This window comes from Arcanobacterium canis, from assembly GCF_029625435.1.
GTDB classification, from domain to species: Bacteria; Actinomycetota; Actinomycetes; order Actinomycetales; family Actinomycetaceae; genus Arcanobacterium; species Arcanobacterium canis.
Genome location: NZ_CP121208.1, coordinates 1,786,472 through 1,810,540 on the forward strand (window position 1 = coordinate 1,786,472; position 24,069 = coordinate 1,810,540).

General features: G+C 54.6%; 22 protein-coding genes and 3 tRNA genes. 8 read left to right on the plus strand and 17 right to left on the minus strand.

Annotation, left to right across the window (positions count from 1 at the left end; genetic code table 11):
• Nucleotides 1-33: 33 nt before the first annotated feature.
• From serS to P7079_RS08060, 3 genes are all read left to right on the plus strand, one after another.
• Nucleotides 34-1,311 (plus strand): serine--tRNA ligase, encoded by a 1,278-nt coding sequence (gene serS, locus P7079_RS08050; RefSeq protein WP_278013632.1) that lies wholly within the window; start codon nucleotides 34-36, stop codon nucleotides 1,309-1,311.
• Nucleotides 1,311-2,252 carry an HAD family hydrolase gene (locus P7079_RS08055; RefSeq protein WP_278012724.1) on the plus strand — a complete coding sequence of 314 codons (942 nt, stop codon included), beginning with the start codon at nucleotides 1,311-1,313 and terminating at the stop codon, nucleotides 2,250-2,252. The genes serS and P7079_RS08055 overlap by 1 nt, the downstream gene beginning before the upstream one ends.
• A gap of 118 nt (nucleotides 2,253-2,370) precedes the next feature.
• Nucleotides 2,371-2,461 (plus strand) — tRNA-Ser (locus P7079_RS08060).
• 130 nt (nucleotides 2,462-2,591) lie between these two features.
• Here P7079_RS08060 and P7079_RS08065 read toward each other — a convergent pair.
• Nucleotides 2,592-3,794 (minus strand): cobalamin-independent methionine synthase II family protein, encoded by a 1,203-nt coding sequence (locus P7079_RS08065; RefSeq protein WP_278012725.1) that lies wholly within the window; start codon nucleotides 3,792-3,794, stop codon nucleotides 2,592-2,594.
• Between the two features lie 238 nt (nucleotides 3,795-4,032).
• Between P7079_RS08065 and P7079_RS08070 the strand changes: the two genes are divergently transcribed.
• From P7079_RS08070 to P7079_RS08080, 3 genes are all read left to right on the plus strand, one after another.
• Nucleotides 4,033-4,124: transfer RNA gene (locus P7079_RS08070), tRNA-Ser, on the plus strand.
• Between the two features lie 312 nt (nucleotides 4,125-4,436).
• The gene (locus P7079_RS08075; RefSeq protein WP_278012726.1) at nucleotides 4,437-4,637 is read left to right on the plus strand and encodes a type II toxin-antitoxin system HicA family toxin; all 201 of its coding nucleotides are present in this window, start codon (nucleotides 4,437-4,439) and stop codon (nucleotides 4,635-4,637) included.
• Nucleotides 4,634-5,014, plus strand: coding sequence for an antitoxin HicB (locus tag P7079_RS08080; RefSeq protein ID WP_278012727.1), 381 nt, complete (start codon nucleotides 4,634-4,636; stop codon nucleotides 5,012-5,014). The genes P7079_RS08075 and P7079_RS08080 overlap by 4 nt, the downstream gene beginning before the upstream one ends.
• 261 nt (nucleotides 5,015-5,275) lie before the next feature.
• Here the strand turns inward: P7079_RS08080 and P7079_RS08085 are convergent, their stop codons facing one another.
• Together P7079_RS08085 and P7079_RS08090 are read right to left on the minus strand one after the other, a co-directional pair.
• Nucleotides 5,276-5,419, minus strand: a complete 144-nt coding sequence (locus P7079_RS08085) for a hypothetical protein (protein WP_278012728.1) — start codon at nucleotides 5,417-5,419, stop codon at nucleotides 5,276-5,278.
• Nucleotides 5,420-5,806: 387 nt separating this feature from the next.
• Complete coding sequence (locus P7079_RS08090; RefSeq protein WP_278012729.1) at nucleotides 5,807-6,700, minus strand: DUF1684 domain-containing protein; 894 nt, start codon at nucleotides 6,698-6,700, stop codon at nucleotides 5,807-5,809.
• A gap of 155 nt (nucleotides 6,701-6,855) precedes the next feature.
• On the opposite strand from P7079_RS08090, the gene P7079_RS08095 reads away from it, so the two are divergent.
• Nucleotides 6,856-6,928: transfer RNA gene (locus P7079_RS08095), tRNA-Arg, on the plus strand.
• 148 nt (nucleotides 6,929-7,076) lie between these two features.
• Here P7079_RS08095 and P7079_RS08100 read toward each other — a convergent pair.
• Entirely contained in the window at nucleotides 7,077-7,685 is a 609-nt protein-coding gene (locus P7079_RS08100; protein ID WP_278012730.1) for a hypothetical protein, read from the minus strand.
• Between the two features lie 601 nt (nucleotides 7,686-8,286).
• Between P7079_RS08100 and P7079_RS08105 the strand changes: the two genes are divergently transcribed.
• Nucleotides 8,287-9,813, plus strand: coding sequence for an RNA/DNA-binding domain-containing protein (locus P7079_RS08105; RefSeq protein WP_278012731.1), 1,527 nt, complete (start codon nucleotides 8,287-8,289; stop codon nucleotides 9,811-9,813).
• A gap of 140 nt (nucleotides 9,814-9,953) precedes the next feature.
• On the opposite strand, the gene P7079_RS08110 is transcribed toward P7079_RS08105, so the two are convergent.
• From P7079_RS08110 to P7079_RS08170, 13 genes are all read right to left on the minus strand, one after another.
• Nucleotides 9,954-11,207 carry a methyltransferase domain-containing protein gene (locus tag P7079_RS08110; protein ID WP_278012732.1) on the minus strand — a complete coding sequence of 418 codons (1,254 nt, stop codon included), beginning with the start codon at nucleotides 11,205-11,207 and terminating at the stop codon, nucleotides 9,954-9,956.
• An 11-nt stretch (nucleotides 11,208-11,218) separates the two neighbouring features.
• The gene (locus P7079_RS08115) at nucleotides 11,219-11,896 is read right to left on the minus strand and encodes an HAD family hydrolase (protein WP_278012733.1); all 678 of its coding nucleotides are present in this window, start codon (nucleotides 11,894-11,896) and stop codon (nucleotides 11,219-11,221) included.
• A 94-nt stretch (nucleotides 11,897-11,990) separates the two neighbouring features.
• A complete protein-coding gene (locus tag P7079_RS08120) occupies nucleotides 11,991-12,398 on the minus strand; it encodes an iron chaperone (protein WP_278012734.1) in 408 nt (135 codons plus the stop codon).
• A 100-nt stretch (nucleotides 12,399-12,498) separates the two neighbouring features.
• Nucleotides 12,499-15,009, minus strand: a complete 2,511-nt coding sequence (hrpB, locus tag P7079_RS08125; protein ID WP_278012735.1) for an ATP-dependent helicase HrpB — start codon at nucleotides 15,007-15,009, stop codon at nucleotides 12,499-12,501.
• Nucleotides 15,010-15,045: 36 nt separating this feature from the next.
• Entirely contained in the window at nucleotides 15,046-15,726 is a 681-nt protein-coding gene (locus P7079_RS08130) for a TetR/AcrR family transcriptional regulator (protein ID WP_278012736.1), read from the minus strand.
• 106 nt (nucleotides 15,727-15,832) lie between these two features.
• Nucleotides 15,833-16,555: a hypothetical protein gene (locus tag P7079_RS08135; protein ID WP_278012737.1), complete on the minus strand. Its 723-nt coding sequence runs from the start codon at nucleotides 16,553-16,555 to the stop codon at nucleotides 15,833-15,835.
• Between the two features lie 22 nt (nucleotides 16,556-16,577).
• Nucleotides 16,578-17,987 carry a serine/threonine-protein kinase gene (locus P7079_RS08140; RefSeq protein ID WP_278012738.1) on the minus strand — a complete coding sequence of 470 codons (1,410 nt, stop codon included), beginning with the start codon at nucleotides 17,985-17,987 and terminating at the stop codon, nucleotides 16,578-16,580.
• A complete protein-coding gene (locus P7079_RS08145) occupies nucleotides 17,984-18,724 on the minus strand; it encodes an FHA domain-containing protein (RefSeq protein ID WP_278012739.1) in 741 nt (246 codons plus the stop codon). The genes P7079_RS08140 and P7079_RS08145 overlap by 4 nt, the downstream gene beginning before the upstream one ends.
• Before the next feature lie 78 nt (nucleotides 18,725-18,802).
• Nucleotides 18,803-19,030 carry a hypothetical protein gene (locus tag P7079_RS08150; protein ID WP_278012740.1) on the minus strand — a complete coding sequence of 76 codons (228 nt, stop codon included), beginning with the start codon at nucleotides 19,028-19,030 and terminating at the stop codon, nucleotides 18,803-18,805.
• Nucleotides 19,030-19,779, minus strand: coding sequence for a PP2C family protein-serine/threonine phosphatase (locus P7079_RS08155; protein ID WP_278012741.1), 750 nt, complete (start codon nucleotides 19,777-19,779; stop codon nucleotides 19,030-19,032). Before P7079_RS08155 ends, P7079_RS08150 begins: the two co-directional genes overlap by 1 nt.
• Nucleotides 19,776-21,989, minus strand: coding sequence for a transglutaminase-like domain-containing protein (locus P7079_RS08160; protein ID WP_278012742.1), 2,214 nt, complete (start codon nucleotides 21,987-21,989; stop codon nucleotides 19,776-19,778). Before P7079_RS08160 ends, P7079_RS08155 begins: the two co-directional genes overlap by 4 nt.
• Nucleotides 21,986-23,122, minus strand: a complete 1,137-nt coding sequence (locus P7079_RS08165) for a DUF58 domain-containing protein (RefSeq protein WP_278012743.1) — start codon at nucleotides 23,120-23,122, stop codon at nucleotides 21,986-21,988. The genes P7079_RS08160 and P7079_RS08165 overlap by 4 nt, the downstream gene beginning before the upstream one ends.
• The gene (locus tag P7079_RS08170) at nucleotides 23,119-24,069 is read right to left on the minus strand and encodes an AAA family ATPase (RefSeq protein WP_278012744.1); all 951 of its coding nucleotides are present in this window, start codon (nucleotides 24,067-24,069) and stop codon (nucleotides 23,119-23,121) included. The genes P7079_RS08165 and P7079_RS08170 overlap by 4 nt, the downstream gene beginning before the upstream one ends.

Consider the following 24,069-nt stretch of genomic DNA (forward strand, 5'->3'; position numbering starts at 1 on the left):
CGAACACACGTGAAAGAGCCTATTCTTGTATTCATGATCGACATCCGAATCCTGCGCGAAAATCCTGAAGTAGTCCGCGAGTCCCAGCGTCGCCGCCGAGCGAGCGAAGCAGTTGTTGACGCGGCCATTGCGGCTGATGAAAACCGACGCTCGGCACTCGCCTCGTTTGAAGAGGCGCGTGCGCAACAAAAGCTGGTATCAAAATCAGTGGGCAAGGCATCACCGGAAGAGCGACCCGCAGTCCTTGCACGAGCAAAGGAACTTTCGGGCAAGGTCAAGGAACTTGAAGCCGCGGCGAACAAGGCTGATACCGATTTCAACGCCGCGATGTACGCCATCCCGAACCTGGTGGAGGCAAACGTTCCCGAAGGCGGCGAAGACGACTACGAAGTGGTTAAACACGTTGGTCAAATCCGCGATTTCGCCGCTGAAGGCTTCGAACCCAAGGACCATCTCGACGTCGCTGAAGGTATCGATGCACTGGATATGGAGCGTGGAACTAAGGTCGGCGGCTCTCGTTTCTACTACCTCAAGGGTGTGGGCGCGCGCCTCGAACTCGCTCTCCTGACGATGGCGGCAGATCAGGCGCAAGCTGCCGGATTCACGATGCTCACCACCCCGACACTCGTCAAGCCTGAAATCATGGCTGGCACCGGCTTCCTCGGTGCCCACTCCGATGAGATTTACTATCTCCCTGCTGACGATCTGTACCTCACCGGTACGTCTGAGGTTGCGCTGGCTGGCTACCACAAGGACGAGATCATTGATCTATCTTCCGGTCCGTTGCGTTATATCGGGTGGTCCTCGTGTTACCGTCGCGAAGCAGGCTCCTACGGACGCGATACCCGCGGAATCATCCGCGTACACCAGTTCAACAAGGTGGAGATGTTCTCCTTCATCGATCCAGCCGACGCTGCCGAAGAGCATGAGCGCTTCCTCGGTTGGGAAGAAGAAATGCTGGCAAAGGTTGAACTCCCCTACCGTGTTATCAACACTGCAGCAGGAGATCTCGGGTCTTCAGCTGCAAAGAAGTTTGACTGCGAGGCCTGGCTCCCTACCCAGAACCGCTTCATGGAAGTGACATCAACATCGAACTGCACCACCTTCCAGGCGCGTCGTCTCAACATCCGTCAAAAGGTCGAAGGTAAGAACGCTCCTGTTGCCACGCTCAATGGCACACTCGCAACGACGCGTTGGCTCGTCGCACTGTTCGAAAACCACCAGCAAGCTGATGGCACGTTCGTGATTCCGCAAGCGTTGCGTCCTTACATGGGTGGCCGCGAAGTAATCGAGCCGGTGGGTCGGGTGTAGTGGCAGGACGTCGCGAACCCGTCGGCCCGTTGCCCACAACCCCGTGGCGCGAGGCTCTCGAGGCGGCCCAGCTCCCCAAAGCTGGCCCGGATTTGATGGTTGCCCTCGATATTGACGGCACGATCATCCATCACGATACGTCACTCTCGCCGCGTGTGTCTGATGCCATCCGCGCACACCTCGATGCTGGAACCCACATTATGGTGGCGACTGGCCGCTCGGTGGGTGCAGCTGACATTGTGATGGAGCCGCTGGGGATGGATCGTGGTTTTGCGGTGCTCTCCAATGGCTCAGTTGTGACAGCGGTCGGAACTGACTCAGCTGCTCTCGGTAGTATCGATCTGTCCGCACTTGAACAAGTCCCCAACGAGTACCGCCTAGCGACAACCCCTATGCATTTTTGGCGCACCCACACCTTCGACGCCAGCAATGAGATGCGGCTGATTTCTGCCAATATCCCAGGAGCGATTATCGCGTTGGAGACTGTGGGCGGGCCGATCCGCCTCACTGAGGAATTTCCGAACGGAGAACTCGCCGGAGTCACTGAAGTGACATCCCTGGAGGATTTGCTGGCTCACCCCATCACCAGTCGTCTGACCGTTCGCGTCCCAGAGATGAGCGCGGGCGATTTACTCGCGCGCGTTGAAAGCATCGGTATTACCGGCGTCGAGTATGCCGTGGGATGGTCAGCTTGGATGGATATTACGCCGGCTGGAGTATCGAAAGCCTCGGGACTCGAAGATGTTCGTCAAGCACTCGGAATTCCGCGTGCTCATACGCTCACGATGGGCGATTCTGGAAACGATTGCGAGATGCTCGAATGGGGTGGACTCGGAATCGCGATGGGGAATTCTTCCGATTATGTGCGTTCACATGCGAACACAATCGGCGAATCGGTTGATGATGATGGTGTAGCGCAGGTCCTTGAGCGGCTTCTGTAAGCCGCAGCAACCTCTCGCAGACAACGCAGGAAGGTATTTTTGCGTGCCAGTTTCCAAATAGAAGGAATTTTCCTCTACACTAGGGGAGTCGGCTCGTGCGTATGTGCGTTTCGGCAAAGGAGAGTTGTCAGAGCGGCCGAATGAGACGGTCTTGAAAACCGTTATGTAGTGATCCTGCATCGGGGGTTCGAATCCCCCACTCTCCGCCACTAAAACCCCTGAAATACCAACGAAAACGGTAATCAGGGGTTTGTTTCACAGTTTTGCATGACCAATGCATGACAACGAAAGTGGTTGTTACTTCTTCCCTATTACTGATCACTTGCCATGAGGCGATTCTCAACACAGCTCTTCCGACGCAATTTTGGCACCTTCAACGAGCGCTTCCAACTTGGCCCACGCAATTTGCGAATGTAAGCGCCCACCCAAACCACAGTCCGTGGACGCGATGACGTTTTCCGGGCCGACAAGTTCTGCATAACGAATAATCCGGTCCGCGACAAGGCGAGGATGCTCGACGGCGTTGGTCGAATGAGACACCACGCCTGGATAAATCACGGCCCCCGCAGGAAGCTCACGATTTTCGAAAACTCGCCATTCATGCCCGTGACGCGGAGAGGAGGCCTCAAAGGAAAAACCACCCACCTTCGCTTCAAAAATCACGTCAGCAATGTCGTCGAAGGGAACGTCTGTCACGTGTGGCCCATGCCAAGAACCCCAGCAAAGATGCAGACGTGTACGCTCCCTTGGTAACCCTTCAATAGCCGAGTTAATCGCCGCAATACGGATTCCGAGCCAATCACGGAAGTCATCGATGCTCGGCTCCGGGTTGATTTGGTCCCATGCCTCAGCGAGGTCTGGAGCATCAATTTGAACGGTCAGACCGGCATCAGTAATGATCTTGTATTCCTGCGACATCGCATCCGCACATGCGTACACTAACTCAGCGTCGCTGGCATAGTATTCGTTCTTCAACCGTGCTGCCGAACCTGGAGAAAGCGCGGCAATGAAACCGTCATTAGCTCCAGTGGCGTCCATTGCCGAGCGCAGCAAGTCCACGTCGTTGTGGGTTTGCTCCTGGCCGACGTAAGTCACCGGCCCAGTAATTTTTGGGTTGCCTACGCGCGCTCGACCCGCAAAAATACCCGAATCAGGATCTGCGTAGGCTTCAGAAAATAGGTGCCGATCGCGTCGATCTGCGAATGACGTGAGTTCGATATGCCCGGGAGTCGAGCGTATCACTTCCTGAGATGCCCAACGATCTTCGTCGGTCATTGTCAGCCCACCGAGCCTACTAAAGGAATAGTTCCACCAGGCTCCATAATCGACGGCTCCAGAAGTGATGTGACCGTATTCACCCTCGTTGACGACGTCGATACCCAGCTCAACTTGTCGGCGGACAACGTCGTGAGCACTGGTCCGCAAAATATCGAAAAACTCTGTCTCAGTGATGGAATTTTGCGCGCGCCTCGCATTTGCATTAAGTAGCTGCGGTGTTCGTGGCAATGAGCCGACGTGGGTAGTGCGAATTTTGTTGACCATCGTGGCTCTCCCTTACTTTTCGCTGTATTACGCGGCACAGGTGGTTTACTGTCAGCATAGTACGTCTCGACGGCGGTCTCGGCAGTAATGCGCTGAATTTTTGCGGGAAAATTGTTCCCCTCACCGCTCTCCACAAAGGGCTGTGGCCATTTCTGCGTGTGAGGTTCACGTGTTCTGCAATTCTCGGCCACTTTAGGTTTGGCGCTTTGAGTCAATACCCGTTATTCTAGGGGAGTCTGGAGATGTGGCAGAGTGGTCGATCGCGCACCCCTGCTAAGGGTGTAAGGGTCTTAAAGCCCTTCGAGGGTTCAAATCCCTCCATCTCCGCCATTGTGATGTCTCGCGACATAGTTCATATGTCGCGGGGCATCTTTTTTGTTTTTGGTGTTGGTATGTCTCGCGTGATCGTTCAGGTTTTTTGGGTTGGTGGGCTAATGCTCAAAACTCAGGACGCTTCAATATGGCCAGGCCGAAGCAACCACCGCTGATCTCATGGCCCGCGCAGGCCACACCATCCAAAGACCGTGCAGATTTATCAGCATGTGACGCTTGTTAGGGATAGTGAGCTCGCACAAAAATACTCCACACCAATTAAGTGTTAATACCTATTGACACTTATGTGGGTTTGGCTATTATTGAGCTATGACAAAGCCAATGACCTACAAAAAGCTCACAAAACTTTTAAAAAATGCGGGCTTCACCTCACGCCAAGGAAAAGGCGACCACGAGGTCTGGTCTAACGGAACGCTCACAATCACTATCACACAAACCCGCGAAATATCGCCAGGAATCACAAGAAAAGCTTTAAAAATAATCAACGAAGCACAGAGAGGGGAGCAATGACTCGGGCACTCACGATCACGGCCAAGCACTGGCAAGGAGGCTGGGAACTCTGGCACGGTCAAGAGCCGTGGACACAGGTACGCACGCTAGAGAAAGCCCACCAGCAGGTCATCGACTACCTTGACACTATTGACGAAACAGTTGACCATTCCAGCTGGGATATTCGTATTGTTCCCGAAATTGCACACCAGCGCGAGGTACAGCAAGCATCACAGGCTGCACGCGCGGCACAGGAGGCACAGGAGCAAGCGTCGAGAGCTTCCCGCCAGGCCGTGCGCACACTCAAGGCGGAAGGCTTGTCTCATACTGATATCGGCTATCTCCTTGGGGTGACTCGCGCCCGTGTCTCCCAGCTAGCACAAGACACCGCGGCATAAAACGCCGTCGCCTTTCCGTCCTATACCTGCGCAAGAATTTGTATATAAGCAGAAATCACCCACACTGGTAGATCGAGTTCGGCGGCTAATCTGCCACTGATCAACCGTCTCCGGTAGCCAACCATGGGTAGGGGAATTTCCCTCGCCGATAATCGCATCCGGAGACGCGAGGCGTTTTTCGATTTGGTATTTACGAATGGTCGAATACGCGACGCCAATACGCTTCGCATACCCGCGCAGGGAGAGGTAGCGAGTAGTCATTCAGCGATCCTTTCGAAGGGTCAGAAGAGTGATTGCGTAGATAATCAGAGCGATACCGAGAGCACTTTTACCCAGGGTATTAAGCCGTGGAGCAATGATGATTGTCGCGAGGATGATAAGGATATTGATTGGTAATTTTTTCACGTTTCTTTTGCTAGGATGTAGGGGAGGTACCCCGAAGTGTTCGGGGTACCTGTGGAAGAAGTTTGTTATTTTTCTTCTTCTTTTTCTTTTTGGTGGGGGTCGTGTTGCTCTTTATGGTTCCGATTCCAACAAGGATTGTTCCGATCCCTACCAAAATGTTTCCTACACCTATTTGCATGTTCATCTCTTTACGGGAATTAACTTCACCTTCATAGGAAATAAAAGTTAAGTCGTAAACCAAGGTTGTTGTCCGTTCGCCTATTTTCAGGGCACTGAGCACACATAACAGCAGGTCAAAACGTGTTTTTTGAGAATCCCCCCATCTCCGCCATGTGTTTGCCCCGCCAAATCATCGATTTGGCGGGGCAAACACATTCTGTCAAAGAATCAGTTCTTGTCGCGCTTTGAGCGGTCTTGCATACGACGCCATGTCATCTGCTCGACACGGCGCTCCCCCGCACGGACAGGACGCGGCCAATCATTTCCACACAACGGCTGAGGGCATGTCCCCCACGGGGTAAACGCAGCAGGGAAGTTCATCGAGTAATTAAAATCAACCTCCACCTGCGCGCTTCGCTGGCTCAGCGGCTTCTTCCCGGCAATCCATGGCGATTCCACCGGGACAAAACGCCAATCGGCACTTTCTTCACCATTGGTCGGATCATGGAACGTCAGATGAAAGCCACCTTCAGGAGTCCCTTCAAGCTTGAAGTGGTGTTCTTCGCCGTCAATCGTGACGCCCAAATCTGCAGTCACTTCATATGGGCTGTGGACATCCTGACGCGCAGTCGCGCGTTCACCACGAATCGGCTCATCGAGTAATGTGATTGTCGCGGGGTAGATTTCGCGAGTCGTGTAACTCCACGTCGGCACCCCCTCAAAGCGAGTACGCACCGGCGAATCTGCACGACGCACGCGGATCGCGTAGCGATTCGAGCGACGAATGATTTCTGCACGCCACAGCGTAGTGTGCAGGCTCATATCGGAACCTTCGTTCTCCAAAACGAAATCAACTTCGCCAACCACCGGAACGCCGTCGCGGAACACAGAATCTTTCTCGGTGAAAGTCGCACGCAAGAAATCGCCTTGCTCACCCGACATTACCTGGAACATGCCTGGGAAATCGCGGATCGGGGTGGGAACCCAGTCAATCCATTCGTAAGAAATCAGGGTGAGCCAGCCGAACTCTTCGGCAAGCTCACCATTGCGCTTATCGTGCCAGTTCTGCCATTTTTCTGCTCGAGGATCGCGAAGCGACTCCTCCACATTCATCTCAGTCATAGCCCCATCTTATCCGCCAGTTCCAGCGCTCGTCACGCGCTCCTACAGATCATCAAACATGCAAATGAGCGATACGCCACTATTTTCAAATTTGGTTTTCACGCCGAACAGACGTAAACTTTTATCCGTTCGCAGAACAAACGTTTTGAGAATATGCGCCCGTAGCTCAACGGATAGAGCGTCTGACTACGGATCAGAAGGTTGGGGGTTCGAATCCCTTCGGGCGCGCTTTGGCTCGGTGGTCGATTATTCCTGCCGAGCCATTTTTGCATCTCCTTGAGATCAGCTTGGCACTGTGGGTTTTCAATACTAATGTTTCGGGGCACCTGCAATATGGGCGCCCCGAAACATGAGCGAAAAGACCGAGGTGTTCGATTCACCCACCGATAGCAGTACGCAACGCTTCAACAAAAGCAAAATTCTGAGCTTGTGACGGACACACAGAACTGAAACCATCAAGCGATTTCTGAGTAATGGCATCCTTGCCACCATCAGCGACTCGACTAATAAATCCATCAAATGTCTTCGCATCTTCAAAACCGCGGATGAGAGAAATCGCCTCTAATAAGTCCACAAAATTTTTACTCTCTTCCTCGGAAATTCTTTGTCCATTCGCCGTATCTGCAGTGACGAGCGGTGTCACCTTAGCGACGTAGTCTCCGAGATTCTCTTCATTCAGGTCACCCACACTACTGAGTTCCTTAGCACGTGAGATAGTCTGGGCAAATTTTTCTTGAGTTTCCCCAAGAGCACGCTGAATGTCCTTCACAGCTGACGGGCCAACGAGGTCAAAACTCTTACCGTTGAGCTTCACCGTGTAGTGCCTTGCGTTCGCATCCACTCCAAGCTGTGTTTGCTCGCTTACTTCGGTTTTCTTCTCAACAACGAGGAACTGTGAACTTCCGCCTCGATACCACACCACTCCTACTGCGACAGCTACTGCCACAGCGAACGTAAGGATTCCTGTAACAATTTTTTTATTCATGGTGTCACCTCTGGTTATCGGGATGAATTGTATCGTGAGCAGAAATTCATCCGATCAGCCCTAGCCCCTAAAGGTGCAGTCACTGTTAGCGCCATTGCTTGAATAAACATCTTCGCCTCCTTACGTGGTTTATTCAGCAATATTTAAGCAAAATTCCCCCTGACTGAAAAGAAAAATATACTCATTCTCTTTATGGAGGGTGAAGTAGGGCATTTCCACCGCTCATAAATCTGCTATCTACTCACGCCGTCTCATATTGTGGATGTCTGTTGCCGCATGACAAACAAACATATCGCGCCGACATCGGTGCCCCAGTCTGGAGCGCTGGTTTATCACTCAGCGCCCCCAAAAAATTATGTTTCACCTGCGCTCACACATAATTTGTCTCTTGACCAGATTTCTTCAACATGACTCTGGCTTCTCTTCTACCCATAAGAAACGAACCGTAAGCCCCGTAGTTCGAGTAGCGTCATCTTTTGCGGAAAACAAACACATCTGCGGTGCTCCGGGAAAGGCGATTTTCCTTCAAAACACTTACTCCCCACCACACTTAAACTTCAAACTCAAAGTTCACATGAAATTTTGAAGTTATACTTTAAGTGTGGACATTACCAAGGAGAATTTTGCGTCAGTAATCGAATCACTCCGCTTGCGTCAAGGCGATAGTGACTCGATTGAAGTCAAGCGCGCACAAGGGGGACTCCCCTCCGATATGGGACGCACGATTGCAGCATTCGCCAATATGCCTGCTGGCGGAACAATCATCTTCGGCATCGACGAAAAATCAGGTTTCACGCTCACGGGGGTCGAAGACCCTGCTTCCCTGGAAGCGGCACTGATCCAGCACTGCAGATCGCAAGTCAGCCCAGCTCCCCATATCGAAACTCACGTTTTCGACGTCGAAGAAAAGAAGGTTCTTGTTTTCGATGTGCGTCCACTTCCGTTCCACGAACGCCCGGCCACTTATCAGGGCATCGCTTATTTACGACAATCCGACGGCGAGTATCCCATGCAGCCGTGGGAACTGCGAATGATTGAATCAGAGAAATTCACTGCTTTAGAATCTCGCCGATTCGACGCCAAAACTGTTTCTGGGACGAGAGCGGACGATCTCGTCCCAGAGCTCGTCGAACGTTACCTTCGCGTCGTTCGTCGAGATTCTCCCCGGCTAACAAACCGCTCCGATGAGGAGATCTTGCGCCGAACGGGCGTTGTATCGGAAAATGGCCAACTCACTTTAGCGGGGTTGTACGGGTTGGGGGACTACCCACAAGGCGCATTTCCAGCGCTGACGATCACGGCAGCAGTGCGCCTTAGCGACACAGACGAAGAACGATCAAGGAATCTCGTCCACTTCGAAGGGCCGATCCCCGTGCTACTTGACGAACTCATGCTGTGGTGCGAAAGATCTCTCAATCGTATTCAGCGATACAAGCCAAATGGAAAAATGGAAGATGCCCTCGAGTTGCCTTTGAGCGCGATTCGAGAGCTTGTTGCAAACGCTCTGATTCACCGTGACCTGAGTCCGAATACTCTCGATTTCGGCAAGAGCATTCAGATTCGACTGCACCCTAATAACTTGATGATTCTCAGCCCCGGTGGCCTGCGCGGGGTGTCAATTGAGCAACTTATGAGCCAATCACATGCACAGGCTGCAGTAAACCAGACGCTCTATCAGATAATGCGTAGAATGACGAATCTCGACGGAGAGCGAATTATCGAAGGCGAAGGCGGAGGTGTTCAACACGTTTTCGACGTCACGCACAAGCAGGGTTTACGAAAGCCGACGCTGGTCAACTCAGGAACGGAGTTCAAAGCTTTGCTGTGGCGGCCAGATCCTGGTGAACCACTATTGCCAGCTCCGCGCAAGGAAGCGACGAAGGCAGAAAAAAGACACAAATTGTCTGTGCCTCATCATTCCTCGGAAGCTGGACCGACAAAGAATGAGCCACTGATCATCAACCTCTTACGTACGCACGGTGAACTTACGGCTCAACAAATTGCTAAAATTTCTGGGCTGACTTTGGGGCAGTTGTACTACGCTCTTGCACACGCGCGAGAGGGAGGACGCATCATCATGGAGGGGTCTCAAGGGAAACGATCAACGACCTATCGACTCCCAAATTAAGCAGCCCGTACTCATATGAAATCCACACTTAAACTTCAAATTCAAAGTTTATATGAGAGTTTAAGTGTGGATTTAAACTTAAAGTATAGACTTAAAGTGTGAATGCCAATGACGACGCCGTTGCCTGGCTCACGCACGCTTCACGAGACGCGTTCAAGCAACACGATCGTCTCGAAGTGAGCGGTGTGAGGGAACATGTCAAGCACTTGAGCCTTGACCACGCTATACGAAGGCATCGCAGCAAGATCTTTTGCCAACGAATTCACATTGCAACTCGAATACAACACTCGTTGCACACCCGAACCCTCAAGCCACTGTGCAAGCTCACCGATCCCGCGGCGCGGCGGATTGACCACCACCAACTGCGGTAACGACGTCGGCGCAGAACCTTCCTGCGACGCCCACGCCGTCGCATCAGCGCAGATAAAGCGAACAGCGCCACCCATGCCGATTGCATCAGCTCCAGCGCATCCTGCATCCACCGCTTCTTGAGAAGTCTCCACACCGATCCCGCTAAAGTCGCGCCCGGAACGCTTTGCGGCACTTGCCAGAGCAAGAAGGAATCCTCCAACGCCGCAATACAGATCCCAGGCCGAGTCCACGTCTCCACACCACTGAATAGCACGTGAATACAACGCCTCAGCAATATCAGTATTGGTTTGGAAGAACGATTTCGGACGAAGGAAGAGATCCACCGGATACTCATCCCAGGTCTGGCCTACCCACAAACGCATCGGCAAAGTCGCACGTTCGGAGATGACGATTTCTTCTTCACCCTCAATCACGGCCTTGCGCTCACTTTGGACATTGAGGGAGAGCACAGCCATATTTGGCATAGCGGCCTCAAGTTCTTTACGCAATTTGAAAAGGATGCCCTGCACTCCTCGTCTACGTGCAACAAAACGAACCATCAGTTCGCCACTCGGCGCTTCGACAATAATGACGTATTTTAGTGTCCCTCTATTCGTTGCCGGAGAATACGGCTCTAGCCCAGCACGCGTAATAAAAGCTCGGAGAGTTTCAATTACGGTGCGGATCCCCGCTGATGGCAAGGGACAATCAGCCAGGTCAACGCCGACGCCGTCGGAACCGAGGATGCCGAGCTTGGGCTGGCGCACTGAACCCGTCACCACAAGTTTCACTTTATTGCGGAACGCTTCTTTGACGCTTGTGACAGGATCTAGCCACTCTTGGGCATGGATCAAACCACGAGCGCGCAGGTCCTTGGCAGTCAACTGAGAATCGAGAGGCTGCTCAATCGAGGAACACGAGCGACACAAACCATTTTTATAGTCCTCACAGTCGAGAAGCTGCATCGCAGTGCGCTGCGAGAGTTCCACAGCCGGGCGATGGACTGGCCCGCGCGTGAGATTGTGGCGAATTTCTTGGGTCATGAGAAGCGCTATCAGTTGTCGCGCGCTGTATCGTCGCTCGTCACAGGCACACCGGCGTCACCCTCGGGGAGTGTTCCGTCAGCGAGGAAAGCCTCAAGCACTGGTTTAGCATCGTCGATTCCGACGAAGTGGTGCGCATTGAAGCCAGCTTGACGTGCCGCTTGAACATTCTCAAGAGTGTCATCAAAGAAAAGAATCTCGCCCGGCTCCGATTCCAAAAGGTCAGCCGCGATTGCGAAGGCTTCCTTGCGTGGTTTGGCTGCACCGATCACTGCCGAGAAAATACGTGGACGGAACTTTGTCAGCCACGGCTGTTCCTCCCACAGCATATTGAGCGTCGCCATCGGCACGTTCGACAGGAGGCCTACCTCAAGGCCTCCAGCAGTAAGCTCCTCAAGCCAAGCAATCATCTCAGTATCTGGGCGATTCCATGTTTCGTAGTCCGCGCGGGTAAAGCCATCAATATCAGGGAACTGAATACCAAGATCCGTCCCCATTACTTCCAAGTACTCCGGGAAGCCCCACTTGTTCGCATCCAACGGCTCACGGAGCTCACGATATTTCGCACGGAATTGCTCCGCCGTTACCCCGAATTTGTCAATCTCGACGTACTCTTCAAGAGCAACTTTCTGTTCCTCGGATTGCACCTGCATGAACAGGCCCCACAGGTCAAACAAAATCTTTCGCATGGGATAAGTCTAGCGGGTCAAACTGAAGCGAACGAAGGCTGTTGCGCTCTGCGCGTGAACCGATACATTTCTCTACGAAGGGGCAGCGAGGGTTTTACTTGCGCCAAAAACTCGTGATGTCAGCTTTCTGAACGATCTGGAATTCAATCACACGTCGCAACAATTCCCACGGCACAGGTTCATCCCACCGAAGCCGAACCAAACGAGTCCCGTGAGAGAGACCTGCGGCCTCGAATTCTTCAGCAAAATGCTCCACACCCTCCCCTTCTGGAGCAAATGCCAGATGCTCCCGAGCAGGAGAAAAGCCGATAATAAACGTGCCGTGGTCAGTAAACATTGGCTGGCGCCATGCAAAACGGAATCCGAGTTGCGGAAATTCTTTCTTCACCCATTGAAGAACCTCAAGAGCGCGCTGGCGATTGTCCTCCACGGGAATTGTGGCAAGCCAGTCAGCAAAAAATTCGTCCAGTGGCTCATCGCCCTGCGCAATGATGGTTGCCATCAATTCTCCTGTTCACGAAAGGACACTTGTCTGCGCCGCTCTGATGAGAAATCTTAGCTGATATCGCCACTGCGCCCTAGCGCCGTCGGCCACACAGTGACTATTTACGTGGCTTGGCCCTGCGAGTCGGCGGCGCTTCAAGCGGATTTTCTGGCCACGGATGGCGTGGGTATCGCCCACGCATCTCAGCTCTGACCTGTTGATACGGCCCAGCCCAAAAAGACGCAAGATCGGATGTCACAGCCAAGGGCCGTCCCGCAGGAGAAAGAAGCTCAAGCGTAATAGGAACGGTAGCCTGCCCCGCAATTCGAGGTGTGTCAGTCCATCCGAACGCTTCTTGGAGCTTCATCCGAGCCGTTGGGTGAGCTCCTTCGTAGGACACCCGAGCCGAACCCAGCGGAGTGTCGATGCGTTCAGGCGCGAGTTGATCGAACTTAGTACCTTCCGGCCACGGAATCAATTGACGCAAACCCGCTGCAAGATCTGGATGTGAGACTCCAAAATCTACCCACTGCGCTGCACACTCAGTCAGCGCATGATCGGACATATCGGGCCACGGATCGCCTAAGCACTCGTGGAGAAATGCGAGTCGAGAACGCAATGCCACTGCGTGTTCACTCCAGTCCAGCGCACCGACGCCGCTGCGCTGGATGTGGTCATACCTCGCCTGTCGGGCAATCTGCGCAGAGACAGCAACACTTTTGCGTGAAAGCTCAATCGCGCCGAGGGAGCGAACTTCCCACGCACGCACTGTCGAACCATCGACTTCAGTTTCAATGCGGGTGCGGCACATTTCCTTGCCAGCTTCGATGGCACATTCAGCGCTGAGGGGAGCCGCACAATCGATCATGGCGTCGGCTCGACCTTGGCCTCGACGCAGGGCACCGACGGCGAGCCACTCTTGTCCAGCCAGCGGCGAGGGGGTAGGCAAGACGGCGCCGGTACCGCCAGCGAGGACGTACCCGGAGCCACGACGTCGGGCGATTGACCAGGGGTAGGCGAGGGCGAGGACGCCAGCAACACCTTCGTCAGCGGAAACGGAATCATTTCTTTCGATGCCAGCGGCCTCGCCGTTGTGAGTACACGAAGCATTCGCAGCAGTTGCCTCCAGACGTCGAACTTCTCGATGATATTCTGCCGCGTTCACGCCTCCCACACGCGCGTTTTTACCCGAACGTTCAAGTACAGCCACAGCGTGAGGAAGATCAGAACCGTCAGGACGCACACCCAGACCGAGCGCGGCCGCCGTGCGCACAGCAATATTGCCGAACATCGGTATGCCATCAATCAACGCTCGCGCAATCGATGGAGATGCTGGGATCGCGGCAAATGTGCGGCCCCGGTCCGTCACGTGACCCGAGTGATCCACGGCCCCCAAAGCGCGAAGTGTCTCGATTGCCGCAGTGAGGTTGGCGGTTGGTGGCAGATCGAGAAGTCGCAACCCGTGGAATTCGGGAGCACCCCAGCACGCACTCATCAGCACTTGTCCCGTCACGTCACTCATTGTGATTTCTGGCTGGGCAAAGGCAGCAGCTGTGGCAAACGGTAAACAGCGATATGCCACGCCTTTCCCGAGTCGCCCGGCGCGGCCTGAACGTTGTGTCATGGCAGCACGATCAGCGTGAACGGTAACGAGGCCGCCAATACGTGATCCAGGGTCGAAACGAGGTTCACGTTTGAGACCCGAATCCACTACCACACGCACACCTGGAACTGTGAGCGCAGATTCAGCGATCGGCGTCGAGACAATCACACGCGCTTCACCCGCAGTCAACACACGGTCTTGGTCACGCGGATCCATTTGGCCGTGCAACTCATGAACCGGCAGCGGGCCGCCCGGGCCCGCTGCCGGAACATCCCGCAACATGCCAGCAATTTCGCCTACTTCACGCACACCTGGGGCGAAAACAAGAATCGAGGAGTCTAGAGTGGTCAGCGCCGACTGAGCCGCTTCTCGGACAACACCAGCCACGTGCCGAAGAAAATCCCGTTCCACAATAATCGCGCCACTTCTCGTGGCGCCAAGAGCGCGCGGGCCAACACGCTCACGAATCTCGACGTCATACAAGGAACCTGGGACGTCCACGACTTCACCGTCGATCAGTTCCCCTACCCGCTGAGCATCGAGTGTTGCTGACATCACCACGATCCGCAAGTCGTCACGGAAAACATCTTGAACGTCCAGGGCGAAAGCGCATACCAGATCTGTGTCTGCGTCACGTTCGTGAAATTCGTCAATCACAACTGCACCCACTCCGTCAAGTGCGGGATCATCAAGCAACATCCGCATCATGACACCGGGAGTGACAAATTCAATCTGTCGGCCTGCGCGGTTCTCTCCTCGCACCCGAAAGCCAACACTTTCTCCCACGCTCTGTCCACACAGATGAGCAACGCGTCGGGCGCTCGCCCTGGCAACAATTCTTCTCGGGGAGACAACGAGGACTCGACCGCGAACCATAGCCGTCAGAAGCACCGGAACGAGCGTTGTTTTCCCCGAACCGGGAGGAGCACTGACCACAAAGTTTCGTTGGGTAGCACGCATGGCCGCCAGGCCTTCGACAACGGGGAGGTCTGGCGGGTTATCGATCACATTCTCAAGCGCATCCACACGCCTAGTTTAGCGGCCAAGCACGACACTCACTTTTCACGCAGGCTGGACAATCGCCTTTGCGCCTGCCAGCACGGCGGCCTTGACACCAGCGAGCTCGCTGCCTTCGTCCAGTTCTCCCATCCCAGCACGCAAAAGCGCAGTCAGTAACGGAACCACGATGGCAGGATCAACCCCGTCGATTCTTCCAACAGGTTCAGCCACCGAATTGGCTAGCATCGCATGGAAGTCCCGAATGAGTTCTAGCCCATAATCATGTTCTCCCAGCGGAGCTTTGGAGTGAGCGGCGCGGTGTTGCCGCCCAGCCTCTCGCTTCGACGATGCTTTTCCCGCCGCCTTCTGCCGTGACATCTTCGCACTTTTATACTCCATCACACCCATCAGCCAGCGGTGGCCGGTTTCCTGAGCAAGATCGAGGGCAACTGCCAAAAACGTCAGTAGCTGATCGCGTGGATCCTCAACGTCTGCCAACGCCTCACACACAGCTTTTTTCCAACGCGGAATATAGCGCACAATCACGTGTTCACGCAGGTCATCCACAGATTCGACATAACGGTAAATCGAGTTGCGTGCGATTCCAGCACGCTGTGCAACTGCGCCGGCAGTGAGGTGTTCGACGCCGTGGTTGCGCAGTACTTCTTCGGCTGCGTCCACCAGTTTTTCGAACATGTTGTCGTGGTGCTCTTTCACCGTCGCGGCGGCAATTTTTGGCGACACAAGAGGCTCCCTTCATGAATGTACTGTCCACAATATATCGAATTTACCGTGATGACGTGCGGATTATCAGATATTGATATCCGCCGACGCCGTTACACCTGGCGCGCTAATGTGTCTCGTTCACTTCCTGGCACGCATCGAGCAACGCCACATCCTCAAGCGTGACCAGTTGAGACGCAACCGCATACTCGACAAGCCGCGAGCGCCTGTGCATCGCATGACCAGAAGAATCACTTTTTAGCCCACGTACACCAATCGCTGCAAGTTTGTCACACACGTTGTCGAGCTTGCGGTTGAACTTCGTCTGTGTCCATCCCAGTCTGGTGGCAGCAGCCGCAGAGGTCGGGATATCTGAGGAACCCGTTCCGATCCGAGTCAGCCATGGCTCTGCAAGCGCAACGATTAACATCTTCTGAGACGGAGTGAGTACCACTTGCCCAACGGTAGTTTGGCCGACGTCGTCGGTCCCTGTGTGAATTGTTTGGTAGACAGATTGCGGAATCGTTAGGTTAATTTCATAAGTGGTTGGACCTGCCGTGAAGACAAGCGACATTTTTTGCACAACCAACGGTATCCGCGTTCCTGGCCCTACCCATGATTGAAGCTGTCCACTTGATTCAGCTACAGTGACCGCAATGCGCGAACCCACGTTGGATAGCCACCACATGCCGTCCTGGTAACACAGCTCAAGAAAATGCCGATGTAAGAATGGGTTGTCCTCAATCGCAAGATCTCCCACTCGTCCAATGACAAACACTTGACCAGGCAAGACTTGGTAGTACTCACCGGAAAAGTCGATCTCTAAAGATGGCTGAGTGTGCGTTTCCATCTCTCTCCTTCTCTGTACCTTTCTAACGTGCAACACACAATGAGACAGGCTCGGATTCCTTCCCACTGGCGGCCAGTGCTGATATTTCGACGCACGTGGCGCTCTCACCTGCGTCGAGTTCGACTGATGGCTCAGTGACCGTCAGAAGTTTCCCTCCATTTTGAGGTTTGACGATGAACGAAAAACCCTGCGCGTATTTCCAGGTGAACCTCACTTTTGTGCCGTGAGTGTGTGCTGTGAGTCCCGTCACCGGCGCGACGTAATGATCGATTGGATCAACTCCGGTTGTGTAAGCATCGCTTTGGTGCGGTTCCACTGTGCCACCACCACGAGTGGCCAGTGCAAGACCACCGACCACTGACACCACGCCGACGCAGAAGGCGAGTGCCATACCTGTGCGACGTCGTCGGCGGCGGTCTTTCTCCGTCAGCGGCCGTGCGCTAGGACGTTTCGCAGCACCAACTTGCCCAGCGGCCAGGGGAAGTGACGTTGTGTCTGGGCCGAAGTCAATGCGCCTTACAGCCGCACGTGTCACATCCTCGTCAACGTCGGCGCCACTAGTTGCGTTGCGTGCGTAGCTGGGAACGTCAATCGGAGTAACGTGCTCACCAATCTTTTCTTGAATCGCTGCGAGTGCGTAGGCAAAGTCGAGCGCAGATTCAAAACGCAATCCGGGGTCTTTCGCCATCGCCGTCGCCAAGGCACGATCAAGTTCGGCAGGAAACGCATCACCCAGTGAGGGAACCGGCGCATTGAGCACTCGCGTAATGGTGGCAACTTCGCGATTATCACCGCCAGGAAGAGTGAAGGGTGCGTGGCCGACGAGTGCCGTGTAGATCGTCGCCGCAAGGGAATAGATATCTGCACTTGGACCGACTGCTCCTTCTCCCAAAGCCTGCTCAGGTGGAGCCCACGGAGCTGAAAATCCAACAGCAGGTGTCACTGGCTCATCAGTGGCGTAAGCGATCCCAAAATCAGTCAAAACAGGTGCGCCGTATGCAGTGTAGAGAATATTTGCGGGTTTGATGTCTCGGTGGACAACCCCAGCCCGATGCATTGCATCCACTGCAGAAGCGAGCTGGATCCCCAGCTCAAGCACTTTGGCAATCGATAAGGGTTTTTCTGCAACACGTTTCGCCAACGATGGCAAAGGACAGTACTCCATCATCAGGTACAGCCTGCCGTCACAGGTTTCACCTGCTCCGAAGACATTGGCAATGTGAGGATGTCCGCTCACTCGTGCCTGAATATCAGCTTCGCGGCGGAATGCCTCTTGACGTTCGGGTTCGAGACCACGCTGGGTCACTTTCACCGCAACCTGTCTTTTGGGGATCGATTGCTCGTAGAGATAGACGTCGGCAAATCCGCCCGAGGCAATATAGTCGATGTAGGTGGCGCCCTCAATCACCGGTGCTGACGCTGGTGTCCTCATTGCTCCACCACCTCGATCCTCACTCCATCACCAAGATCAAGAACATCACCGTCGCGCAGACGTGTGGCTGTGGTGGTTGAGATGCGAAGAGGCTCGGCACCTTGACGTAATACATACGTGCCATTTCCGCTCTCAAGATCGATGACGCGCAGAGCCCAGCCCGCAACGATCACGGCGGCGTGGGTGCGGGAAACCTGTTTATTAGGACTGGGGACTTTGAGAAGTTTCGGGCATTGTCCGTCCTTGCGAGCTGGGTCTCTCCCAATCACCACATCACGCTCAACACCGACCTTTGCCCCTGTGTTTGTCACGAGATATCCGAGTACGGGTGGATCGATCCACTGCGTCGCTTCGCCGACGTTGGCTCCGCAGATCCGGCAGGATACTAACGTTGGCGAGTTTGGATGGCCCAGAAGACAGAGAGCGGCAAGCACCTGACCACCATGAACTTTGCGCATTCGAGACGGCTCAGCTGGTGTCATCGAGCGTACCGACAGCGGAGGTTCAGTCAACGCCATGTGAGGGAGTTGGGAAGGAAATTCCTCAGGTGATTCCTCACCCAATTCACGATAAAGATTGCCAACCGCCTCAGGATCGAGAGTCGAGGCAAGGTGATCATCACCAGCATGAGGAGATGGCCTGAGTGTGAAATCAATATCGATGCCTTGTGCTCTGACAACCCCCGATCCGATTGGGTAGCCAGTACCTGTGCAAACACCGAGGCGGAATTTGCCCATTGGACTTCGACTTTCTTCCCATAAGTCCAGATGATATGACGGAGAAATTTCTTCATCCGCATACCTCACTGGTATCCCTCAGCGAATCGCCACCCGCACCTCGTCGCCTTCGTGAACGACGAGGCAAAAATCGGGCATCACCGTAGCGTTCCAGGATCGTTGGATCAAATCGAGGATCTGATCGAAGCTCACGCCGGCGGCGAGTGCCCGGTAAAATTCGCTGATGTCGTCTTGAGTACGAATGAACAGCGCACCTGTAGGCGAAACGGCGGCGAGTGCCTCGCCCTGATACCAGTAGCCGCGCATCAGTCTTCTCCCCTTTCCCATATTAAGCTCTCGTCCACACCACACGTACTGGTGACGTCCACTACCACGGCGGAGGCATTGTCACATGTGCCTTCTTTGAGGGCTGTTTGCACCAGAGCGGAGGCTGTGGCTTGAGGGTCTAATCCCGCATTGAGCACATCCGATATTTGTTGTGGTGTGAGCGTAGCGCAGACACCGTCAGTACACGCAAGAAATCGATCTCCCACAGCAAGCGCAACTTCGAAGTAATCCACACGCCGATCAGGTGAGCCTGCACCGAGAGCTCGCGTGATGATGTTGCGTTGGCGCGAACATCGTGCCTCGTCCTCACTCATGACACCTTCGTCCACAAGCTCTTGGACAAACGAGTGATCCTTCATGATCTGGAAAAGATGATGTGACCGGGAAATATATGTGCGCGAATCTCCCACGTTAAAGACGAGAGCACGTGGTGGGTGAGCCTCGGTAAAAACAACACCAGATACCGTAGATCCGGGCGCTCTCCCTCGATGTCTGAGGTGTTCGACATCGGCGCGTGCAGCACTCAATACACTGTCAATATCCGATACTGCCCGCACTGCACCCACCTGACCAAGGGCGTTGACCACAGCGGCCGACGCCGCAGCCCCACCCGAGTGTCCACCGACGCCGTCGGCGACCGCGAAAACTGGCCACTGTGCAAGTGCACAGTCTTCGTTTTCCTCACGGATGCCTCGATCAGATGCGACACCGTGAACTGTCTGAATCATGTCGCCCTCCGGTTCTTCCAGCCAGCCAAGGACAAGGCTCGACGGATTTTGCTCCGCGGTGATTTTTCTGCCAACTGTTGGTGAGCACGGGCATTGAGCGACCATGCCTCATCCGATTGCTCGGCGTCAAACACATGGTCAGAGAACGCTGCCTCGTCAGCGGCTCGCGCCAAAAATTCGAACGTCGCTTCCTCGCTTTTATTCGTCGCTTCCTGCAACTGACATGCGAGTTCACGGCGGGTTCCCGCACTCACACAGTATCCGGCATCGTGGGCACTAGAGACGACATCTTCCCACGCACCGCAGATTTGTCCGGCCACGTCAGCCCTCGTTCGCAGGGCGCGCCTCCAGTACCACTTGGCGAGAAGAATCACCGCAAGCGGGCTGAGCAACACAATGATGCCACCCACTGACGCCACCACTGTCCACCCCCACCCGGCTGACACCTGGTGTTGATCAGGATCAACCGGATCTGCAACCTCAGGTTGGAATTGCGCGGGATCTTTTTGAGCAGATGGAGGTTGCAGGACGCGCGGAGCGGGATCTGGGTCAGCCTTGGGCAACGCAGTATTGAAGATTTGGTCACGATCCGGTGTTGGATCGAAAGGCACCCAGCCTGACTCTGCGAAAGCAATCTCGACCCAGGCATGAGCATCCGCTCCCCGGATCTCTAACGTGCCGCCAGAATTTTTCTCCGGGTAAAACCCCACCACTACGCGCGCAGGTAACCCGAGTGAGCGGGCCATCAACGCCATCAGAACTGAATACTGTTCGTCGTCGCCTACTAACTGGGGCGCGTTGAGCATATCGACGATTCTTGACGCTCGGTGCCCTGGGCGACCAAGCCTGGGACTTGTCGGATCGGAATAGTAGCTCTCGTGGAGATACTTTTCGATGGTGCGCGCGGCTGTAATGGGGTCTTTCGCATTTCCCGCAATCTGGCGCGCGAATGCCTCAACTTTTTCCGGAACCCCTGTCAGTTGCGGCAGATCGACATGTGCAACTTTCTGTCCGGCGAGCACTTTGTCCGACGTCGCAGGGTAAACCACTTGCGTCGTCACGACCTGATCGCCCTTCGCCAGTCCTTCCATCGCAACGGCGGTGCGTCCGTAACTCCAGTACGCCAGTGACGCATCGAGATGACGGGCATTGGGGCCATGAAAAACGACGTCGGTGAGTTCCCCACTCGTCGGCACCCACACACCTCGATACTTGTCGATATTAAGAGTGAGTTTTTCATCCTCTGCTCCTGGCGGGACGATAGAAATTGGACGTCGAGGGTGCGAAAATCCATCTTCGCCGTTCGGCGTACCAATCGAGTAAATGATGCCGTCGTAATCATTCAAAGCAGCCAGACGTAGCCGTGATCCTGGACGCAGCCCTGTCACCGTGAACATGACGTCATCTTTCCTGGTGTCAATATAGGAACGAAACTGTGCCAACGGCGTGGGCACGTCATTGACATCGATGCGAGCGTTGACATAGTTGCGCGCGACGACACGTGACCCGGTGAGCAATGGAGCGACAGCCAAACCCACGGCAAGCGCAAAACACATCATCACCAGTCCACCGGTAGCAGCTCTGCGCATCAGCGCGGATGGGTCCCCGACAGTGGACTCTCCGGCTAGCACACGACGTCGGAAAGAAAGGTAAGCGACCCACATGACTGCGACGCCACCTGCGAGTGCTCCAATCCACGGGTGATCTCCGGCTCGGACTCCGAAACCCATCCCAATCAGTGCGTGTGCCGAAATTGGAAGAAGTGCCCATTCTCTGTGGTGGTAGCGCAGAGTCGCCGAAATTGCACCGAGACCCGCAATCACACCCACCAGGTAAGGAAGAACGCTCGGACCGACATAATGGGACGCCGGCGGAATCAGGGTGAGCAAATCTTTCCAAGAAGTCACCGCCTCAACCGCAAGCATTTTGAGTGAGAGCGGTGTCGGGATCACCACGCCCACACCGAGCTGCGGCAATGCGCAGGCAGTGCCGAAGAGGAAATATCCCGCAATAGCAAACATCAGGGTCGGGAAGACACCCGCACCCAAAAGGTAGGAAATCCACGCAGCGAGTGTGCCAACAGCGGCTCCCCCAAAAGCAGCAATGAATCCCGAGTAATCACCAAATACATCCGTGTGGAACACAGATGCCAGACCCAGGAGAAACACCACGATCAGTGCATTGTGAATATTGTGCAGTTTCGACTTCATTTCACCGCCTTCGCAAAGGCCAGTGGTGCATCTGCCAATTGAGCGATGTTGAGCACGTACGTGTGATCAAGCTGAGACAGTGCAGTCTCTTTCCCTGAACGAACCACAATCGAGTGCGCAGAGTGTGGAACGACACTGAGTACACGCCGAAGCTCCACAGGTGAGACTTCGTGCGCAGTCACCAAGACACAAATGGATGCCGAGGGCAGGTGGGAAACTGCAGTGGCGACGTCATCGGCCAACGATGATTCTGCACACGGATGGATCACTGCCAACGAATCCATAAGCTCCACGGGCGTGGAATCAGCAAGCATCTGGCCAGCCCACGCAATTTTGACCAACCGGTTCTCGCTCATTTCCGCCGCCGCAATAGATGCCGCAAGCGAAACTCCGAGTTCAAAGTCATCTGCATCAGCCCAGTGACGAAGATCAGAATCGAGCACGATGAGCATGTGGGATCGCCGAGTGTCATCGAATTGACGGACCATCAGTTGCCCAATGCGCGCACTGGTTTTCCAGTGGATAGAACGCCGCGCATCTCCTCGAACATAAGGACGCAATGCGCGGAATGACACGTCTGAACTCGTCATTTCACCACTCGACCGACCCTCAATATCGTGCAAGAGACCTCGAGCATGGACATTGACCGGCACACGCAGGGGGTGGACAACAAATTTTTCTTTGTCTGAGAGCGGTTCATACGCATGGACCAATCCCAAAGGATCGCCTCGCACGGAATTCACTGGGCCAATCGTGACCATTCCTCGGATCTTGGCGGGGATCGTAAAAATCTGTTCGTGCTCAGCTCCGGGATCGAGACGAGGGATCGCGAAGACGATCTTCTTGTCTCCCACGGGAAGCTCAAGCCACGTTGCGCGCGAAGTACGTGGGCTCATGTTGTGTACTTTGACTACACCCACGCCACTCTTGCCGACAACCACGCGTGTCGTTGCCAGCACAAGCTTGGCTCCTATTGTGTTCTTCCCAAAGGAGGCGATCCAGCCAAATACCACGAGCACGGCGGTGAATATCCCCATGCCAACGAGTTCAACCCAACCTAAGGCAATCCCGACACTCCATCCAAAGAGTGATGCGAGCACCACTCCCCAGCCCAACGGGGTCAGTTTTCTCACGGCGCTGATACCTTCGTCCTCGCACGCTCAAGAACCAGTTCAGCCGTTGCGCCTGAGAATTGAGCGTCGGGATCAAGCACAATGCGGTGTTGCCACATGTGGCTCACTAGTTGCAGTACGTCGTCGGGGATCACATAATCACGTCCGTCAATACCCGCCCACACTTTTGCAGCGCGAACCATTGCCAACGCACCACGTATCGACACGCCAAGTCGAGTTTCAGGATCCTCGCGAGTGGCTTGCGCAAGTGCCCACACAAACGTGAGGATGTCATTCGAAGCGTGAATTTCTGCTGCGGTTGCGATCATCGCGCTGACGGTTGAGGCATCGACTACCGGCGTCAGCTCAGCCGCACGATCAGCCAGATTCGCGCCAGCAAGCACTGCCACACCGACGTCGGCCGACGGGAAACCCACCTGAATTTTCATCATGAAACGATCTAACTGAGCCTCGGGCAAAGGATACGTTCCCGCCTGCTCGATGGGGTTCTGGGTAGCAATCACCATAAATGGCTGTGGAGCAGGATACGCAGTGCCATCAACGGTGACATGTCCCTCTTCCATGACCTCCAACAACGCCGACTGCGTCTTGGGCGAGGCCCGGTTGATTTCATCAGCAAGGACAACCTGTGCAAAAATCGGTCCGGGATGGAAGTTCCATGCCCCTGTCCTCTGATCAAACATCGTCACACCCGTAATATCCGAGGGTAAAAGATCAGGAGTGAACTGGATTCGTGACGATGATGCTTCAACCGACGCCGCTATCGATCGCGCCAAGGCTGTTTTCCCGGTTCCTGGTGCATCTTCAATCAGCAGATGTCCACGAGCCATCATGGCCGTCAGCGCCAGACGAATCACGTTCTCTTTTCCCATCAGTGCGCGTGAGACGTTGGTGAGAATCGCGTCGAAGTTTTGCGCGAAGTCACGCACGCTCATTGTGTCGTTCAT

What these genes read in the sequence shown, in the direction of transcription:
- P7079_RS08135 (WP_278012737.1), bottom strand. Translation starts at nt 16,555, where the DNA reads ATGGAAACGCACACTCAGCCATCTTTAGAGATCGACTTTTCCGGTGAG.
- serS (WP_278013632.1), top strand. Translation starts at nt 34, where the DNA reads ATGATCGACATCCGAATCCTGCGCGAAAATCCTGAAGTAGTCCGCGAG.
- P7079_RS08075 (WP_278012726.1), top strand. Translation starts at nt 4,437, where the DNA reads ATGACAAAGCCAATGACCTACAAAAAGCTCACAAAACTTTTAAAAAAT.
- P7079_RS08065 (WP_278012725.1), bottom strand. Translation starts at nt 3,794, where the DNA reads ATGGTCAACAAAATTCGCACTACCCACGTCGGCTCATTGCCACGAACA.
- P7079_RS08090 (WP_278012729.1), bottom strand. Translation starts at nt 6,700, where the DNA reads ATGACTGAGATGAATGTGGAGGAGTCGCTTCGCGATCCTCGAGCAGAA.
- P7079_RS08100 (WP_278012730.1), bottom strand. Translation starts at nt 7,685, where the DNA reads ATGAATAAAAAAATTGTTACAGGAATCCTTACGTTCGCTGTGGCAGTA.
- P7079_RS08150 (WP_278012740.1), bottom strand. Translation starts at nt 19,030, where the DNA reads ATGCGCGGCTACTGGTATCAGGGCGAGGCACTCGCCGCCGTTTCGCCT.
- P7079_RS08170 (WP_278012744.1), bottom strand. Translation starts at nt 24,069, where the DNA reads ATGAACGACACAATGAGCGTGCGTGACTTCGCGCAAAACTTCGACGCG.
- P7079_RS08080 (WP_278012727.1), top strand. Translation starts at nt 4,634, where the DNA reads ATGACTCGGGCACTCACGATCACGGCCAAGCACTGGCAAGGAGGCTGG.
- P7079_RS08160 (WP_278012742.1), bottom strand. Translation starts at nt 21,989, where the DNA reads ATGAAGTCGAAACTGCACAATATTCACAATGCACTGATCGTGGTGTTT.
- P7079_RS08155 (WP_278012741.1), bottom strand. Translation starts at nt 19,779, where the DNA reads ATGATTCAGACAGTTCACGGTGTCGCATCTGATCGAGGCATCCGTGAG.
- P7079_RS08140 (WP_278012738.1), bottom strand. Translation starts at nt 17,987, where the DNA reads ATGAGGACACCAGCGTCAGCACCGGTGATTGAGGGCGCCACCTACATC.
- P7079_RS08115 (WP_278012733.1), bottom strand. Translation starts at nt 11,896, where the DNA reads ATGCGAAAGATTTTGTTTGACCTGTGGGGCCTGTTCATGCAGGTGCAA.
- P7079_RS08145 (WP_278012739.1), bottom strand. Translation starts at nt 18,724, where the DNA reads ATGGGCAAATTCCGCCTCGGTGTTTGCACAGGTACTGGCTACCCAATC.
- P7079_RS08110 (WP_278012732.1), bottom strand. Translation starts at nt 11,207, where the DNA reads ATGACCCAAGAAATTCGCCACAATCTCACGCGCGGGCCAGTCCATCGC.
- P7079_RS08120 (WP_278012734.1), bottom strand. Translation starts at nt 12,398, where the DNA reads ATGGCAACCATCATTGCGCAGGGCGATGAGCCACTGGACGAATTTTTT.